13 protein-coding genes are annotated in these 17,805 nt (G+C 66.8%); 9 read left to right on the top strand and 4 right to left on the bottom strand.

Annotated elements, in window-relative coordinates; all coding sequences use genetic code 11:
* Nucleotides 1–139 precede the first annotated feature (139 nt).
* Nucleotides 140–2,956, top strand: coding sequence for a DNA polymerase I (gene polA / locus CLM60_RS06855; protein ID WP_425427214.1), 2,817 nt, complete (start codon nucleotides 140–142; stop codon nucleotides 2,954–2,956).
* A gap of 346 nt (nucleotides 2,957–3,302) precedes the next feature.
* On the opposite strand, the gene CLM60_RS06850 is transcribed toward polA, so the two are convergent.
* Together CLM60_RS06850 and CLM60_RS06845 are read right to left on the bottom strand one after the other, a co-directional pair.
* Complete coding sequence (locus CLM60_RS06850; protein ID WP_095588419.1) at nucleotides 3,303–3,965, bottom strand: PEP-CTERM sorting domain-containing protein; 663 nt, start codon at nucleotides 3,963–3,965, stop codon at nucleotides 3,303–3,305.
* 171 nt (nucleotides 3,966–4,136) lie between these two features.
* Entirely contained in the window at nucleotides 4,137–4,736 is a 600-nt protein-coding gene (locus CLM60_RS06845) for a DUF1285 domain-containing protein (protein WP_095588418.1), read from the bottom strand.
* A gap of 60 nt (nucleotides 4,737–4,796) precedes the next feature.
* On the opposite strand from CLM60_RS06845, the gene CLM60_RS06840 reads away from it, so the two are divergent.
* From CLM60_RS06840 to CLM60_RS06825, 4 genes are read left to right on the top strand one after another with little or no spacing between them, the layout of a single operon-like run.
* Entirely contained in the window at nucleotides 4,797–5,804 is a 1,008-nt protein-coding gene (locus CLM60_RS06840; protein WP_095588417.1) for an AAA family ATPase, read from the top strand.
* Nucleotides 5,805–5,806: 2 nt separating this feature from the next.
* The gene (locus CLM60_RS06835; RefSeq protein ID WP_095588416.1) at nucleotides 5,807–6,676 is read left to right on the top strand and encodes a DUF58 domain-containing protein; all 870 of its coding nucleotides are present in this window, start codon (nucleotides 5,807–5,809) and stop codon (nucleotides 6,674–6,676) included.
* Nucleotides 6,676–9,438, top strand: a complete 2,763-nt coding sequence (locus CLM60_RS06830; RefSeq protein ID WP_095588415.1) for a DUF4159 domain-containing protein — start codon at nucleotides 6,676–6,678, stop codon at nucleotides 9,436–9,438. The genes CLM60_RS06835 and CLM60_RS06830 overlap by 1 nt, the downstream gene beginning before the upstream one ends.
* Nucleotides 9,435–11,492, top strand: a complete 2,058-nt coding sequence (locus CLM60_RS06825) for a hypothetical protein (RefSeq protein ID WP_095588414.1) — start codon at nucleotides 9,435–9,437, stop codon at nucleotides 11,490–11,492. The genes CLM60_RS06830 and CLM60_RS06825 overlap by 4 nt, the downstream gene beginning before the upstream one ends.
* A 296-nt stretch (nucleotides 11,493–11,788) precedes the next feature.
* On the opposite strand, the gene CLM60_RS06820 is transcribed toward CLM60_RS06825, so the two are convergent.
* Together CLM60_RS06820 and CLM60_RS06815 are read right to left on the bottom strand one after the other, a co-directional pair.
* Nucleotides 11,789–12,046 (bottom strand): hypothetical protein, encoded by a 258-nt coding sequence (locus tag CLM60_RS06820; protein WP_342745110.1) that lies wholly within the window; start codon nucleotides 12,044–12,046, stop codon nucleotides 11,789–11,791.
* Nucleotides 12,047–12,196: 150 nt separating this feature from the next.
* Complete coding sequence (locus CLM60_RS06815) at nucleotides 12,197–12,907, bottom strand: DUF599 domain-containing protein (protein ID WP_095588412.1); 711 nt, start codon at nucleotides 12,905–12,907, stop codon at nucleotides 12,197–12,199.
* Nucleotides 12,908–12,997: 90 nt separating this feature from the next.
* Between CLM60_RS06815 and CLM60_RS06810 the strand changes: the two genes are divergently transcribed.
* From CLM60_RS06810 to CLM60_RS06795, 4 genes are all read left to right on the top strand, one after another.
* Nucleotides 12,998–14,431 carry an FAD-linked oxidase C-terminal domain-containing protein gene (locus CLM60_RS06810; RefSeq protein WP_095588411.1) on the top strand — a complete coding sequence of 478 codons (1,434 nt, stop codon included), beginning with the start codon at nucleotides 12,998–13,000 and terminating at the stop codon, nucleotides 14,429–14,431.
* A gap of 66 nt (nucleotides 14,432–14,497) precedes the next feature.
* The gene (locus CLM60_RS06805; RefSeq protein ID WP_095588410.1) at nucleotides 14,498–15,637 is read left to right on the top strand and encodes an FAD-binding protein; all 1,140 of its coding nucleotides are present in this window, start codon (nucleotides 14,498–14,500) and stop codon (nucleotides 15,635–15,637) included.
* Nucleotides 15,637–16,932 (top strand): glycolate oxidase subunit GlcF, encoded by a 1,296-nt coding sequence (glcF, locus tag CLM60_RS06800; protein ID WP_095588409.1) that lies wholly within the window; start codon nucleotides 15,637–15,639, stop codon nucleotides 16,930–16,932. The genes CLM60_RS06805 and glcF overlap by 1 nt, the downstream gene beginning before the upstream one ends.
* A gap of 84 nt (nucleotides 16,933–17,016) precedes the next feature.
* Nucleotides 17,017–17,805, top strand: coding sequence for a trypsin-like serine peptidase (locus tag CLM60_RS06795; protein WP_425427216.1), 789 nt, complete (start codon nucleotides 17,017–17,019; stop codon nucleotides 17,803–17,805).

Genomic DNA, 17,805 nt, shown 5'->3' with positions numbered 1-17,805 from the left:
CGGGCTGCCGATGTTAGGGTGAACATGCGCCATGTCCGGGTTTTTTCCAACCTGTTTCCCGGCGTGGCCGGTTCCTGCGGGTTGCGGTGTGCGCAGCCTCTTGCCATGCGGGACGCGGCGCATCAAAAAGGGGCACAAAATGAAGGAACATCCGATGAGCTTTGGCAAGGGCCACCATTTGCACCTGATCGACGGATCGGCCTTCATCTTTAGGGCGTTTCATGCGCTGCCGCCGCTGACGCGGAAATCCGACGGGCTGCCCATCGGGGCGGTCGCGGGGTTCTGCAACATGATCTTCAAGATGGTCGAGGACAACAAGGGCCCCGACGCGCCGACCCATGTGGCTGTGGTGTTCGACAAGGGCAGCCATACCTTCCGCAATGACCTCTATGACCTGTACAAGGCCAACCGCGATGAGATGCCCGAGGATCTGCGCCCGCAGATCCCGCTGACGCGCGAGGCGACGCGCGCCTTCAACATCGCCTGCGTCGAGCAGGAGGGGTTCGAGGCCGACGACATCATCGCCACCCTGTCGCGCCAGGCTCAGGCCGCCGGTGGCCGCGTGACCATCATCAGCAGTGACAAGGACCTGATGCAGCTGGTCGGCGACGGGATCGAGATGCTGGATGCGATGAAGAACAAGCGCATCGGCGTCGAACAGGTCGAAGAGAAATTCGGCGTCGGCCCCGACCGGGTGGTCGACGTACAGGCGCTGGCCGGCGACAGTGTCGACAACGTGCCCGGCGCGCCGGGGATCGGCATCAAGACCGCCGCGCTTTTGATCAACGAATACGGCGATCTGGAAAACCTGCTGGACCGCGCCGAAGAGATCAAGCAGCCCAAGCGCCGCCAGACCCTGATCGACAACCGCGCCCAGATCGAGCTGTCGAAGAAGCTGGTGACGCTGGACGACGCGATGGCGCTGGACTTCACCCTGGACACGCTCGAGATGCGCGAGCCCGACCCCGAGGTCTTGATGCCCTTTCTGGCGCAGATGGAGTTCCGGACCCTGACCAAACGGGTGGCCGACACGATGGGGGTCGAGGCGCCGGTGATCGCCGATGCCCCGGCCGCCGCCGAAAGCGCGGGCGTGGATCTGCCCGAAAGCCTGCCCTTCGATGCGGATGCCTATGAATGCGTGCGCGATGCGGCGGCGCTTCAGGTCTGGATCGACCGGGCCATCGCGCGTGGCTACGTCGCCGTCGATACCGAAACCACCGGCCTGGACGAGATGCGCGCCGATCTGGTGGGGATCTGCCTGTCGGTCGAGCCCGGGCAGGCCTGTTATGTGCCGCTGGCGCACAAGGACGGCGCCGATGACCTGTTCGGTTCGGGCAGCCTGGTCGACGGCCAGATGCCGCTGCAACAGGCGCTGGATATGCTGAAGCCGCTGTTTCAGGACCCCAGCGTGCTGAAGATCGGCCAGAACATGAAATACGACGCCAAGATCCTGGCGCGCTATGGCATCGATGTCGCCCCGATCGACGACACGATGCTGCTGTCCTATGCGCTGAATGCCGGGCTGCACGGGCATGGGATGGATGCGCTTTCCGAGCGCTATCTGGCGCATGAGCCGATCCCGATCAAATCGCTGCTGGGCACGGGCAAATCGGCGATCACCTTTGACCGGGTGCCGATTGACGATGCGGTGAAATATGCCGCCGAGGACGCCGATATCACCCTGCGCCTGTGGCAGCAGTTCAAGCCGAAGCTGCATCAACACCGCGTCACCACCGTCTATGAAACGCTGGAGCGCCCGCTGGTGCCGGTGCTGGCCCAGATGGAGATGACGGGCATCCAGGTCGACCGCGATACGCTGTCGCGCATGTCCAACGCCTTTGCCCAGAAAATGGCGGGGCTGGAGGCCGAGATTCACGAGCTGGCCGGGCAAAGCTTCAACGTGGGTAGCCCCAAGCAGCTGGGCGAGATCCTGTTCGATCAGATGGACCTGCCCGGCGGCAAGAAGGGCAAGACCGGTGCCTATGCCACCGGTGCCGACGTGTTGGAGGATCTGGCGGCCGAAGGCCACGACCTGCCCGCGCGGGTGCTGGACTGGCGGCAATTGTCGAAGCTGAAATCGACCTATACCGACGCGCTGCAGGACCACATCAACCCCGATACGGGCCGCGTGCATACGTCATACGTGCAGACCGGGGCGAATACCGGCCGCTTGGCCTCGACCGATCCGAACTTGCAGAACATCCCCGTCCGGACCGAGGAAGGCCGCCGCATCCGCGAGGCGTTCGTCGCGCCCGAAGGCAAGGTTCTGCTCAGCCTCGATTACAGCCAGATCGAGCTGCGCATCCTGGCCCATGTGGCCGATATCGACGCGCTGAAACAGGCGTTCCGCGACGGGCAGGACATCCACGCCATGACCGCGTCCGAGATGTTCGGCGTGCCGATCGAAGGCATGGATCCGATGATCCGACGGCAGGCCAAGGCGATCAATTTCGGCGTGATCTATGGCATCTCGGGCTTCGGTCTGGCGCGCAACCTGCGCATCCCCAGGTCCGAGGCGCAGGGCTTCATCGACCGTTATTTCGAACGCTTCCCGGGCATCAAGGAATACATGGACGCGACCGTCGCCTTCGCCAAGGAGCACGGCTATGTCCAGACCCTGTTCGGGCGGCGCATCCACACTCCCGAGATCGGCGCCAAGGGGCCGCAGGCCGGGTTCGCCCGCCGCGCGGCGATCAACGCGCCCATCCAGGGCACGGCGGCGGATGTGATCCGCCGCGCGATGATCCGCATGCCGGATGCCATCGCCGACCTGCCCGCCAAGATGCTGTTGCAGGTGCATGACGAATTGCTGTTCGAGGTCGACACCCCGGCGATCGACGACACCATCGCGGCGGTGCGAAGGGTCATGGAAACGGCCTGCGAACCGGCGCTGAAACTGGACGTGCCGCTGACCGTCGACGCGGGCCAGGGCGCCAATTGGGCCGAGGCGCATTGACGGGCCTGTCAGGGCGCTTTCTATGACCGCTGTGTGGGACGGAAGCGGACATCGGCTTTTAGCCGCGTGGTGCCCGGCCGCGGGTGGGCGTCCATCCGGCTGAGCGGTGCGCTTGATGGTGCCAAATACATCTTCGCTCAAATGTCAGCGCGCCGGTGAAAGGCGCCCGCCCGGGGGGCGGTCGGGCACCGCGCGGCGGGGCTGAAGCCCCTTTATTCCGCGCGAACGGGCGCATGACCTGTATCCGGCAGGGACACAAAGCGAACCTGCGAAACGCTCACCGAGCCACCAAGAAAAAAAGGGGCCCTGCTGGAGGCCCCAAGTTGTTCTGGTTTTGCTGTCGGCCTCAGGCGCGTTTGCGTCGGAGCAGCCAGCCGCCGCCCAGCAGCGCGCTCAGCAGAAGCGGCAGGGTCGCGGGGACCGGGACGACCGAGGGCAGGTATTGCGCGCGCACCGTGTCGATGGCCGGTGCGTTGAAGCGGCCGTTCAGGCGCGGGTTGTTGAAAATGTGGTTGCTGGTGAACAGCAGCGTGTCGAACAGCCCCGAGAAGCTGAGCACGGTGCCACCGGCGACATCGCGGCTGCGTCCGCGGTCCACGGAATCGCCTTCCAGGAACGCCTCCCACGTGATGTTGTGGTTGGTGGACCAGCCGAAGTTGAATTCCAGCCCCTCGAAGATGCGGTCCTGCGCGGCGGCAATCGACAGGTGGCCGTTGCCGTAGCCGTACAGATAGTTGCCGCTGAACGTGGGGAACGAGCTGGCGCAGCCGGCATAGCCGCAGCCATTGTTGTTGGTCGACAGGTTAACCCGGGTAAAGGTCATTCCGTCTTCGGTGAACTGACCGCCCAGGCTGGCGGTGTCGTCGAAGGTGGCGGTCGCATCGGTGCGTGTGACCGACGACCCTGTGCCGGTCGATTGCACGACGGCCGCCGCCGCCGGCGTGACCAGCGCCGCAAACCCAAGGCAAAGCGCGGCCAGGCCGCCCGAGATGTTCATTGTCCGTTTCATGGCCGTTCCAATACGCCCCAATCGTTACCACTCGGTTGACGAGTTAGGGGGCGGCTGTGCCCTTCGCTCGGCGGAAAGGGGGTGATTTTGCGGCCACTTCGTGAATCGCGAAAAAGTCGGCGGGAAACGGGGCGATTGATCGCAAAGCGGGTTAAATCGGGCGGCAGGGGATCAGGTCAGCGCGTGGGCGGGAATCAGCCGGAAGAAGGTCCCGCCAGAGCGGATGCCGAACCAGGCGGTGCCGTCGATCACCTCTTCCTGCCCCAGATCGACCATGCGATAGAAGCTCTTGCGGTCGATCCGCGCCTCGAGCCCCGCGCGGATGGCGACATAGGGGGCGGGGGCGTCCGATTCGGGGCTCTGGGCCACGCGGATCGGGTGATCGGGCCCCGCCGGCGCGGTATCGCCCAACGCGGTCTCGAATATCAAAACCTGGTCGGTGCCGGGATTTTCCACAGTGAAATCAACGGCGACAAAGGGCACGTCATCGACCGTGATCCCCACCTTTTCCACCGGCGTCACAAGGAAATAGGCATCCCCGTCGCGCCGCAGGATGGTCGAGAACAGCCGCACCATGCGCGGCCGGTTGATCGGCGTGCCCTGATAGAACCAGGTGCCGTCGCGGGCGATGCGCATGTCGATATCGCCGCAAAAGGGCGGGTTCCACAGATGCACCGGCGGCAGACCGCCATTTGCCGCCTTTTGCGCCGCTTGCGCCAGCCGATCCGGTGACGGGGTCACAATGTTTTGTCCGTTCTGATTTTTTGCCATTTGTGTGTGACGCCATATCTGCCTTTAATAGGGGTATATAGCACCGCAAGGAGACCTGTCATGAGCGACGATGCGCAACTGGTGGCCGATATCGAAAGCCTCGCCTCGCGTCTGATCGAGGCCAAGGCCAGCATCACCAGGCGTTTCATCGGTCAGCCACGGGTCGTCGACCTGACGCTGACGGCGCTTTTGTGTGGCGGGCACGGGCTGTTGATCGGCCTGCCGGGGCTGGGCAAGACCCGGCTGGTGGATACGGTGTCGACGGTCATGGGGCTGCATGGCGCGCGGATCCAGTTCACGCCCGACCTGATGCCCGCCGATATTCTGGGCTCCGAGGTTCTGGAAACCGGGGCCGATGGCAGCCGGGCGTTCCGGTTCGTGCAGGGGCCGATCTTCTGCCAGCTTCTGATGGCCGACGAGATCAACCGCGCCAGCCCGCGGACGCAATCGGCGCTGTTGCAGGCGATGCAGGAAAAATCCGTGACCATCGCTGGGCAGGAACACGCGCTGACCCCGCCATTCCACGTGCTGGCCACACAGAACCCCATCGAACAAGAGGGCACCTATCCCCTGCCCGAGGCACAGCTGGACCGGTTCCTGGTGCAGATCGATGTGCCCTATCCCGAACGCAAGGCCGAGCATGACATCCTGATCGCCACGACCGGCGTGGCCGAAGACAGCGCGCATCAGGTGTTCACCGCCGACGAGCTGATTGCCGCCCAGACCACCGTGCGCCGGATGCCGGTGGGCGAGGGGGTGGTGGAATGCATCCTGGATCTGGTGCGCGCCTGTCGCCCCGGCGGGCCGGACGCGCCCGAGGTGGTGACCGAGAATGTCGCCTGGGGCCCGGGGCCGCGCGCCGCACAGGCGCTGATGCTGACGGTGCGGGCGCGGGCGCTGCTGGACGGGCGGCTGGCGCCCTCGATCGACGATGTTATGGATATGGCCGGGCCGGTGCTGAAACACCGCATGGCGCTCAGCTTTGCCGCGCGCGCCCGTGGCGCCGACCTGTCGGGGATCATCGACGATGTCGCCCGTTCGGTCGTCAAGGTGGAGGCCGCCGCATAACCATGCCCGCGCTGCTTCGATCCCGTGCCGAGACACTTGCCGGTACGCTGCCACCGCTTCTGGCCGAGGCCGAGCATCTGGCCGCGACCGTGCTGCTGGGCGAACACGGCCGGCGGCGCGCGGGGCAGGGGGACGAATTCTGGCAATACCGCCCCGCCCATCCGGGCGACGAGGCGCGGATGGTCGACTGGCGCCGTTCGGCCCGGTCGGATGCGCATTTCGTGCGCGAAAAGGAATGGCAGGCCGCGCAAAGCGTGCAGATATGGGTCGACAATGCCCGTTCCATGACATTTTCGGGCGCTGCCGATCACCCCGACAAATCCCAACGCGCCCGGCTGCTGGCGCTGGCGGTGTCGATCCTGCTGATGCGGGGGGGCGAACGGGTGGGGCTGGCCGGCCTGACCCTGCCGCCACGTACCGGCGAGCTGCAATTGCTGCGCCTGGCCGAGGCGTTCAGCGCCCAGGATCCCGACAGCGACTATGGCAGCCCCGAAAGCCGGGGCATGCTGCCGCATTCGCGGGCGGTCTTCATCTCGGACTTTCTGGGCGATTTGGCCCCGGTCGAGGCCGCGCTGACCAAGGCCGCCGACCGTGGGGTCAAGGGCGCGCTGCTTCAGGTGCTGGACCCGGCGGAAGAGGCGTTCCCGTTTGACGGGCGCACGATCTTTGAAAGCATGGGCGGCGGCATCCGGCATGAAACGCTGAAGGCGGGCGAGCTGCGCGACCGCTATCTGCAACGTCTGGCCGACCGCAAGGCGCGGCTGGCCGACCTGGCGCGGCTGACCGGCTGGCATTTCGATTGCTACCATACTGGCGACAGCGCGCAACCCGCTCTGCTGTGGCTGTTCCGCGCGTTGGAGCGGCAAATCTGATGTGGATCCTTGGCCCCATAGGTTTCACCGCGCCGTGGCTGCTGATCGGGTTGGCCGCGCTGCCGATCCTGTGGTTCCTGCTGCGCGCGGTGCCGCCCGCGCCGATCCGGCGGCGGTTTCCCGGTGTGGCGCTGCTGCTGGGGCTGAGCGATGACGAGACACAGACTGACAAGACGCCCTGGTGGCTGTTGCTGCTGCGAATGCTGGCGGTGGCGGCGGCGATCATCGGCTTTGCCGGTCCCGTCCTGAATCCGCAGGTCGAACAAGAGGGCGAGGGGCCGCTTCTGGTGCTGATCGACGGCACCTGGGCGGGCGCACGCGACTGGAACCGCAGCATGGCGCGGGTGGCCGAAACGCTGGACGAGGCGACGCGCGGCGCGCGGCCTGTGGCGGTGGTGAATGCCGCGAACCTGCCCGAAGACGGCGCGCTGGCGTTTCAGGCCGCCAACAGCTGGCAATCGCGCCTGCCGGGGATCCGGCCGCAGCCCTGGGCGCCCGATGCCGACGGGCTGGCGGCCTGGGCCGACGGGCTGGCGGGGCGGTTCGATACCCTGTGGCTGTCGGACGGGGTGGATCACCCCGGGCGGGCCAATACGCTGGATGCGCTGCGCGCGCGCGGGGCGGTGCGTGTCTATGAAAGCCCGCGCCCGGTCTATGCGCTGCGCCCGGTGCAGTTTCAGGATGGCCAGATCCAGGCCACCGTCCTGCGTGCCCGGGCCGGGCGCGCGGCGGCCGTGACCGTGGCGGCGATCGGCCCCGATCCCAACGGGATCGAGCGTGATCTGGCACGGGTCGAGGTCGAATTTGACGCCGCCGCGACCGAGGGCACGGTCGATATCGTCCTGCCGCCCGAGCTGCGCAACCGCATCACCCGCTTTGCCGTTGCCGGACAGAACAGCGCCGGTGCCGTGGCCCTGACCGATGACAGCCTGAAACGGCGCGAGGTCGCGCTGATCGCCGGTCGTGACGGGCGCGAGGGGCTGGAGCTGCTGTCGCCGCTGCACTACCTGCGTCAGGCGCTGGTGCCGACCGCCGATCTGATCGACGGCGATCTTCAGGCGGTGGTCCAGGCCAACCCCGATGTGATCGTGCTGGCCGATGTCGCCACGCTCAGCCAGACGGAATCCGACGCGCTGCAGGATTGGTTGGATGGCGGCGGGCTGCTGCTGCGCTTTGCCGGGCCACGGCTGGCGGCCAGCGATGTCAGCCGCGATGCCGAAGACCCGCTGATGCCGGTGCGGTTGCGTGCGGGCGGCCGCAATGTCGGCGGCGCGATGAGCTGGGGCGAGCCCAAGACCCTGCGCCCGTTCGACGAAACCTCGCCCTTTTTCGGGCTGGATATCCCCGCCGATGTGGCGGTGTCGGCCCAGGTGATGGCCCAGCCCGGCCCGGAACTGGCCGAACGGGTGATTGCCGCGCTCAGTGACGGCACGCCGCTGGTCACGCGCAAGCGCGCGGGTCAGGGGCAGGTGGTGCTGTTCCATGTGACCGCCAATGCCGAATGGTCCACCCTGCCGCTGTCGGGGCTGTTCGTGCAGATGCTGGAGCGGCTGGCGGTGTCGACCCGCCCCGCCGAGCCGGTGGCCGAGGATCTGACCGGCACCACATGGCAGGTCGAGGCGGTGCTGGACGGGTTCGGCGATTTGCAGGATGCGGGCACGCTGCCCGGCGTGGCGGGTGAAACGCTGGTGACCGGCGCGGTCGGCCCCGACCGGCGCCCGGGGCTTTACGCGGGCGAGGATCGGCGCATCGCGGTCAACGTGATCGGCGCCGAACAGGCGCTGGCGCCCGCGACCTGGCCCGCCGATGTCCCGGTCGAGGGGCTGGCGGTGGTCCGCGAAACGCCGCTGAAGGGGGCGCTGCTGGCCGCCGCGCTGATCCTGTTGGCGGTGGATATCCTGGCCTCGCTCTGGCTCACCGGGCGGTTGCGCGGGCAACGCGCCGCCGCGATGGCCCTCGCCGCCGCGATGCTGGTGCCGCCGCAAACGGGCCGCGCGCAATCGGACGACGCGCTGGCGATCCAGGCCACGTCCGAGGTCGTTCTGGCCCATGTCATTACCGGCGACGACCGGGTGGACCGCATTGCCCAGGCGGGGATGCGCGGGCTGTCGGAAAAGCTGTTCCAGCGCACATCCATCGAACCGGCAGAGCCGATCGCGGTGGATCTGGAAACCGCCGAGCTGTCGTTCTTTCCCTTCCTTTACTGGCCCGTCACACAGGATCAGCCGCTGCCGTCCGCCACCGCCTATGCGCGGCTCAACCGCTATCTGCGGTCGGGCGGCATGATCCTGTTCGACACGCGCGACGCTGACATTGCGCAGTTCGGGGGCAATTCGCCCAATGGCCGCCGCCTGCAACAGATCGCGGCGCCGCTGGATATCCCGCCGCTGGAGCCGATCCCCGAGGATCACGTGCTGACCCGCACCTTCTATCTGCTACAGGATTTCCCGGGCCGCCATCCCAGCCGCGATGTCTGGGTCGAGGCCGCGCCCGCCGATGCCGAACAGGCCGAGGGGATGCCGTTTCGCAACCTCAATGACGGGGTGACGCCGGTGGTGATCGGCGGCAACGATTGGGCCGCCGCCTGGGCCACCGATACCAGCGGGATGCAGATGTTCCCGGTCGGGCGGGGCTATGCCGGCGAGCGCCAGCGCGAGATCGCCTATCGCTTCGGCATCAACCTGATGATGCATGTGCTGACCGGCAACTACAAATCCGACCAGGTGCATGTGCCCGCCCTGCTGGAAAGGTTGGGGCAATGAGCAACGCGGTCGTCTTCGATCCGATCCTGTCGCTGGTGGTTCTGGCGGTGCTGGCGGGGCTGCTGCTGGCGGTGATCGGCTTTGCGCTGTGGCGCGGGCTGTCGGGTTGGTCGCTGCGGGCGCTGGCCGGGCTGGTGCTGCTGGCGGCGCTGGCCAACCCGTCGCTGCAACGCGAGGACCGTACGCCGCTCAGCGATATCGTGGTCGTGGTGGTTGATGACAGCGCCAGCCAGCGCCTGTCGGACCGCACGGATCAGACCGCCGCCGCGCTGGAACGGGTCGAGGCGCAGATCGCCGCGATGGACAATACCGATCTGCGCGTGGTGCGCGTCGGCGATGCCGAGGGCGACGGCGGCACCCTGTTGATGGGCGCGCTGACCGAGGCCCTGGCCGAGGTGCCAGAGGCCCGGCTGGCCGGTGTCATCCTGCTGAGCGACGGGCAATTGCACGATATCGGCCGCGCGCCCACGCCACCCGCGCCGGTGCATCTGCTGATGTCGGGGCGCGCGCGGGATTGGGACCGGCGGCTGGTGGTGAAAAACGCCCCCGCCTTTGCCATCCTGGGCGAGGAGCTGACCCTGACCCTGCGGATCGAGGATCAGGGCGCCGTGCCCGCCGATCAGCCGGGCAGCGCCGAACTGGCGATTTCCATTGATGGCGAGGAGCCCACTGTCGTCACCGTGCCCGTGGGCCGTGACATCGCGCTGCCGGTGAACCTGCCTCATGGCGGGATGAACGTGCTGCATTTTGCGCTGCCATTGGCCGAGGGCGAGCTGACCGACCGCAATAACGAGGCCGTGGTGCAGATCAACGGCGTGCGCGACCGGCTGCGGGTGCTGCTGGTATCGGGCGAGCCGCATCCGGGCGAACGGACATGGCGCAACCTGTTGAAATCCGACAGCTCCGTTGATCTGGTGCATTTCACGATCCTGAGGCCGCCCGAGAAACAGGATGGTGTGCCGGTAACCGAACTGTCGCTGATCGCCTTTCCGACGCGTGAGTTGTTCCTTGAGAAGATCGAGGAATTCGACCTGATCATCTTCGACCGCTACAAGCGGCGCGGGATCCTGCCGCTGACCTATCTGGACAATGTGCGCGACTATGTCGAACAGGGCGGCGCGGTGCTGATCGCGGCGGGGCCGGATTTCGCCACGGCCAACAGTCTCTATCGCTCGCCCCTGGCCGATATCCTGCCCGCCGAGCCCACAGCGCGGGTGATCGAGGATGGGTTCAAGCCCCAGGTCAGCGAGCTGGGCCACCGCCACCCGGTGACCGACGGGCTGGACCGGGCCAGCGACGCGGGCGCGGATTGGGGCCGCTGGTTCCGGCTGATCGACATGACGGCCTCGCGCGGGCAGACGGTGATGACCGGCCCCGACGAGCGGCCGCTTCTGGTGCTGGACCGGGTGGGCGAGGGGCGCGTGGCGCTGCTGGGATCCGACCATGCCTGGCTCTGGAGCCGCGGTTTCGAAGGCGGCGGCCCGCAGCTGGAGCTGCTGCGGCGGCTGGCCCATTGGATGATGAAGGAACCCGAGCTGGAGGAGGAAGCCCTGACCGCCAGCGCCGAGGGTCAGGTTCTGACGGTGACGCGCCGGTCGCTGGAGGACACCCCGCGCGAGGTCGAGATCACCGGCCCCGATGGCACGGTCGTGACGGTCCCGCTGGAAGAGGTCTCGCCCGGGCGGTTCAGCGCGGTCTGGGGCGCGCCGGAGATCGGGCTGTATCGCCTGACCGATGGCGAGCTGGACGCGGTCGTGGCGCTGGGCCCCAGCGCCCCGCGCGAGTTCGAACGAACCATCGCCGACAGCGCCCTGTTGCAACCGGTGATCGACGCGGGCAATGGCGGCGTCCACCGGATCGAGGACACGTCCCCCGGCATCCGCCGCGTGCGCGCGGGCCGTGTGGCCAGCGGGCGCGGCTGGATCGGGATCACCCCGCGCGAGGCTTATGTGACCGCGGATGTGTCGATCATCCCGCTGGCACCGCCCTGGTTGTTCCTGCTGTTGGCGTCGACATTGCTGGTCGGGGCCTGGTTGCGGGAAGGTCGGCGATAAGAATCGCTTCTTACGGGAATTGCTGGCAATGCCTGGTTAATTCTGCGGCTTCGTCGAAAACTTGCCCGAAAGGATAGGTCTCAACCTGTACTTGTGGGCAGGTTGTTTGTGTTGCAACGAAAATTTAAACCTATGGATGTAACGAGTAGCGTTTTGACAAGTGTTCCGGCAGGGCCCCGTTGGCCAAGCAAACGGCGCGCCGATGTCGGGCTGATATCGCGCAGACAGGCAGTGTTCGCCTGATGCGCGGCACAGCGAAACAGGTATAGAGTGGGTAACGGTTTGAGCGTCCGGGATCAGTTCCCGGACGATTCCGTTTCCAGCTTCAACGTGAAAATCTCCTCGCCCCAGCCATCGACATTGCACCGCGCGCGGATCCGCAGTTCCTGCACGTCGGGCGGGATCTGTACCCCCGAAAGCGACCGGGTAAAGGGCTGTTCGTTTTCATGCGGATGCGCCAGTTCGCGCACGCCCAGGCTGTTCCCGTTGGGGGCGAGCACCTCCCACGCGTCGGCATAGTGATCCCACCCGGTATCCGGGTGGGCAAGGGTCACGAAAATGCTCCAGCCATTCGCGGTCTTGCGGGCTGCGGCATCGATGATACGGGGCGGGTCGGCCTGAATGGGGCCGCTGAATGCGCCGATCAAAAGGGTTGAAATAAAGGCTTTCTTAATCATGCCCCCAGCATCGCACAGGGGGCGGTGTCACGCACTCAAATTCTTGTGTGGTGTCAGCAGGGCGCGGCGGGAATTGGACGAGAATTCGCGCCGCCACAGTATGGCCAGCGTCGCAAGCGTCGAGACCAGAAGCGGCACCGCCCCCAGCAGCCAGGCCAGCCCCGCCAGCGCGAAATAAAGCGACCGCATGCCACGATTGAAGCTGCGCGAGGCGGTGTTCAGCAGGTTGGCGGCCTGGGCCGCGATCTCGGGCGCGCGGGGATCGGTGGCATCGTTGGGCACGGCGGCCATGATGACCGCGGAATAGCCGAACAGCCGGTGCGACCAGACGAATTTCAGGAACGCATTGGCCACGAACAGCAGGATGATGATCAGCTTCATCTCCCACACCACGGCGGGGGCGGTGTCCAGCGTCAGGTCCCGTGCCAGCCCCAGCAGCCGTTCGGTATTCCCCAAAAGCGCCAGCCCGCCGCCGATCGAGATCATCGAGGCCGAGGCGAAGAAGGTCGTGCCCTGCCGCAGCGTCGACAGGATGCTGGCATCGAAGATGCGCGGCGAACGTGTCACCAGCTCGACCATCCACATCCGGCGATATTGCTGCATCAGCACCGACACAGACGCCCGCCCGGTCGGCGCGCTGTCGATCATGAAGCCCATGCCCAGCCAGCCCGCGATCCAGAGGCCGATGGCGGCATAGTCGAGCGGGCCGAACAGGCCGATATGATCGCCGAGTGTCATAGGTCGACCCTAGCGCCGGTGGAATCTCCTTGCCAGTCGGAAAAATTGGTAATATTTTTTAACCAATGAAGCCAGTCCGGAGGGGCGCCCATGGACATGCCAACACCCGATGCGCGCATTCTGGCGCGCAAGGCCCAGATCGTGGCGCGGCTGCGCCAGGTTTTGCCGGACGATGCGGTGATCGACAACCCGTTCGAAACCCGCGCCTATGAATGCGATGCCCTGACCGCCTATCGCTGCCCGCCGCTTTGCGCGGTGTTGCCCGCCTCGACCGACGAGGTCGCGGCGGTGCTGAAGATCTGTCACGACGAGGGCGTGCCGGTGGTGCCGCGCGGATCGGGCACGTCGCTGGCGGGTGGGGCGCTGCCGACGGCGGATGCGGTCATTCTGGGCGTGGCGCGCATGGCCGATGTGCTGGAGGTCGATTACGACAACCGGTTCATCCGGGTGCAGACGGGCCGCACGAACCTAAGCGTCTCCGGCGCGGTCGAGGAAGACGGGTTCTTCTATGCGCCCGATCCGTCCTCGCAACTGGCCTGTGCCATTGCGGGCAATATCGCGATGAATTCCGGCGGGGCGCATTGCCTGAAATACGGGGTGACCACCAACAACCTGCTGGGGGGCACGATGGTGATGATGGATGGCACGGTCGTCGAGATCGGCGGCGCGCATCTGGATGCCGGTGGCTATGACCTGTTGGGGCTGATCTGCGGGTCCGAGGGGCAGCTGGGCGTGGTGACCGAGGCCACGCTGCGCATCCTGCCCAAGCCCGAAGGCGCGCGGCCGGTGCTGATCGGCTTCGACGATGTGGTGGTGGCCGGGCAATGCGTGTCGGATATCATCAAGGCGGGCGTGTTGCCCGTGGCCATCGAATTCATGGACCGCCCCTGCATCCGCGCGACCGAGGCGTTTGCCGGTGCGGGCTATCCCGATTGCGAAGCGCTGCTGATTGTCGAGGTCGAAGGCTCGGACGCCGAGATCGACGAGCAGCTGGGCACGATCCTGCAGATTGCGCGGCGGCACGATCCGGTGGAGCTGCGCCAGAGCGGCTCGGCCGAGGAAAGCGCGCGGATCTGGCTGGGGCGGAAATCGGCTTTTGGCGCGATGGGGCAGATCAACGATTACATGTGCCTGGATGGTACGATCCCGGTTTCGGCGCTGCCGCTGGTGTTGCAGCGGATCGGCGAGATGTCGAAAGACTATGGGTTGGATGTGGGCAACGTGTTTCATGCGGGCGACGGCAACATGCATCCGCTGATCCTGTTCGATGCCAACAAGTCGGGCGATCTTGAGCTGTGCGAACGGTTCGGCGCCGATATCCTGAAGCTGTGTGTCGAGGTGGGCGGTTGCCTGACCGGTGAACACGGGGTGGGCGTGGAAAAGCGCGATCTGATGGCGGTGCAATATGCGCCCGAGGATCTGGAGATCCAGATGGCGGTGAAGGATGTGTTCGACCCGCGCTGGCTGCTGAACCCGGCCAAGGTCTTTCCGCTGGCGTCGTCGGAAAAGCGGCGCGCGGCCTGAAGGGGGCTGTCTGCCCCCCTCTGGCCCGTGCCGGGCCATTCACCCCCGAGAGTATTGGATGGAACAATGAAGACACCCCAGACAGAGGCGGAGCTGGCCGAGGCGGTGGCGGGCGCGGATGGCCCGTTGCGGATCATCGGCGGCGGGACGCGGCCCATCGGGGCGCCGGTGGCGGGCACGGTGTTGAGCACGGGCGGATTGAGCGGCATCACGCTTTACGAGCCGGGCGCGCTGACACTGGTGGCACAGGCGGGCACGCCGGTGGCCGAGATCGAGGCCGCGCTGGAGACCGAGGGGCAGAGGTTGGCCTTTGAGCCGATGGATCACCGCGGATTGCTGGGCACCGATGGCGTGCCGACCATTGGCGGGGTGGTTGCGGGCAATGTGTCGGGGCCGCGCCGGATCGCCGTGGGGGCGGCGCGGGATTTTTGCCTGGGGGTGCGGTTTGTCGATGGCGCGGGCCGGGTTTTGAAGAATGGCGGCCGGGTGATGAAGAACGTGACCGGCTATGACCTGGTGAAGCTGATGGCGGGGTCCTGGGGCACGCTGGGCGTGCTGAGCGAGGTGTCGCTGAAGGTGCTGCCGCGCCCGGAGGCCGTGGCCTGTCTGACATTGGCGGGATTGGATGAGGCGGCGGCGGTCGCGGCGATGAGTCAAGCGCTGCGTTCGCCGTTCGAGGTATCGGGCGCGGCCCATGCGCCGCAGGGCCCCGAGGGGCATCCGGTCACCATGCTGCGGGTCGAGGGGTTCGCGGGTTCGGTCCGCTATCGCGTGGCGCAGTTGCGGGATCTGCTGGCCTATACCGGGGCCGAGATTACGGTCGAGGACGACCCGGACAGGGTCGCGGCGGCCTGGGGCTGGGTGCGCGATGTGGCCCCGATGCAGGGCGGTGGCGGCGATGTCTGGCGGTTCTCGGTCAAGCCATCGGATGCGCCGGGTCTGGTCGCGGGGCTGCGCGCCGCGCATGGGGATCTGAAGGTTCTGTATGACTGGGGCGGCGGGCTGGTCTGGGTTGCGGGCCCGGCGGGTGCCGATTTGCGGCCCGAGGGGCTGCAGGGGCATGCGACGCTGATCCGCGCCGATGACGCGACCCGCCAGAGCATCGCGCCGTTCCAGCCTGAACCGCCCGCGCTGGCGACGCTGAGCGCGGGGCTGCGGCACACATTCGATCCGCGCAATATTCTCAATCCGGGGCTGATGGGCTGATGCAGACGAATTTCACCGAAGACCAGTTGCGCGACCCCGGCACGGCCCGGGCGAACGAGATCCTGCGCGCCTGTGTGCATTGCGGGTTCTGCACCGCGACCTGTCCGACCTATCAGGTGTTGGGGGATGAGTTGGACAGCCCGCGCGGGCGGATTTACCTGATCAAGGATATGCTGGAAAGCGGGCGCCCGGCGGATGAGAAGACGGTCAAGCATATTGACCGCTGCCTGTCCTGTCTGGCCTGCATGAGCACCTGTCCCTCGGGCGTGCATTACATGCATCTGGTCGATCACGCGCGCGAACATATCGAACAGACCTATAAGCGCCCTTTCAGCGACCGGGCGTTGCGCTGGTTGCTGGCGCGCATCCTGCCGCATCCGACGCGGTTCCGGCTGGCGCTGCTGGGGGCGAAGATCGGGCGGCCTTTCGCGTTCCTGATGCCCGATGCGCGGCTGCGCGCGATGCTGGACATGGCGCCCAAGACCATTCCGCCGGTCAGCCGCAATGACGACCCGCAGGTGTTTGCGGCGACAGGTCCGCGCAAGATGCGGGTGGCGCTGATGACGGGCTGTGCGCAGCGGGCGCTGAACACCGATATCAACGATGCCACGATCCGGCTGCTGCGGCGGCTGGGGTGCGAGGTGGTGATTGCGCGCGGGCAGGGGTGCTGTGGCGCGTTGACCCATCACATGGGCAAGACCGGCGAAAGCCATGCAACGGCGGCCCGCAACATCCGCGCCTGGACGGCGGAACTGGCGGGCGACGGGCTGGATGCGGTGGTGATCAACACCAGCGGCTGCGGCACCACGGTCAAGGATTACGGCCACATGTTCCGCAATGACCCGCTGGCGGCCGAGGCCGCGGCGGTCAGCGCGATTGCGATGGATGTGTCCGAGGTTCTGATGAAGCTGGACATGCCCGAAGGGGCAGACAAGGGGCTGCGCGTGGCCTATCACGCGGCATGTTCGCTGCAGCACGGCCAGCAGATCAAGAGCTTTCCTAAGGAGCTGCTGAAACGCGCGGGGTTCGAAGTGGTCGAACCCGCCGACAGCCATCTGTGTTGCGGCAGCGCGGGGACCTATAACCTGATGCAGCCCGAGATCTCGGGGCAGCTCAAGGCGCGCAAGGTCCGCACGCTGGAGGCCAAGTCGCCCGATGTGATCGCGGCGGGGAATATCGGCTGCATGATGCAGATCGGCTCTGGCACCGGCATCCCGGTTGTGCATACGGTAGAGCTGCTGGACTGGGCCACCGGCGGGCCACGGCCGCGGGCGTTGGACGAAACGCAGCCATAATCCTGCCGCAACCGGCTGCTAGGCCGGGGTCGAGTGATGGAGGGTAGGTTGCGTAAGCTATTGTTGGGTCTGATCCTGGGGGGCATGTGTCTGGGTGCCGCCACACAGGCGCAGGATGCCGAAACCCCGCTGCGGGCCTTGGTGACCGGTGACGATGGCAAGGGGTGGGAGGCCGTGGGCCGTCTGAACCTGGGCCAGACCGGGTTTTGCACCGGCGCGCTGATCGCCCCGAACCTGGTGCTGACCGCCGCCCATTGCGTTTACGACAAGCAAAGCGGCGCGCAGATCGCGCCCGAGACGATGCGGTTCCTGGCCGGCTGGCGCAATGGCCGGGCCGTGGCCTATCGCGGTGTGCGGCGCGGGGTGGTGCACCCCGATTACCAGTTCCGCGATGGCGACAAGATGAACCGCGTGGCCAATGACGTGGCCCTGCTGGAGCTGGACCGGCCGATCCGGCTGCCCGGCGTGCAGCCCTATGCCACCGCATCGAACCCGCGCAAGGGCGACCGGGTGGGCGTCGTGTCCTATGCCCATGACCGGTCCGAGGCGCCGTCGATCCAGGAAGTGTGCCGGGTGATGGCGCGCCGGGCGCAGGTGCTGGTGCTGTCCTGCGATGTGGATTTCGGCTCGTCCGGGGCGCCGGTCTTTGCGTTTCAGGATGGCACGCCGCAGATCGTTTCGGTCGTGTCCTCGATGGCCGAGGCCGATGACCAGAAGATCTCGCTGGCGGCCAGTGTCGACCGCACGCTGGGCACGTTGCAGGACCGGCTGAACAGCGGCGAGGGGGTGTTCACCACCCAGCGCCGCGTATCGTCGGGCTTTGGCCAGGGCGGCGCGCGCAATGGCGGCACCGCCAAGTTCGTGCGGCCCTGA

The organism is Actibacterium ureilyticum (genome assembly GCF_002285435.1).
GTDB lineage: Bacteria > Pseudomonadota > Alphaproteobacteria > Rhodobacterales > Rhodobacteraceae > Actibacterium_C > Actibacterium_C ureilyticum.
The sequence above is the reverse complement of the archived record's forward strand: the minus strand, read 5'-3'. Positions and strand labels throughout refer to the sequence as shown.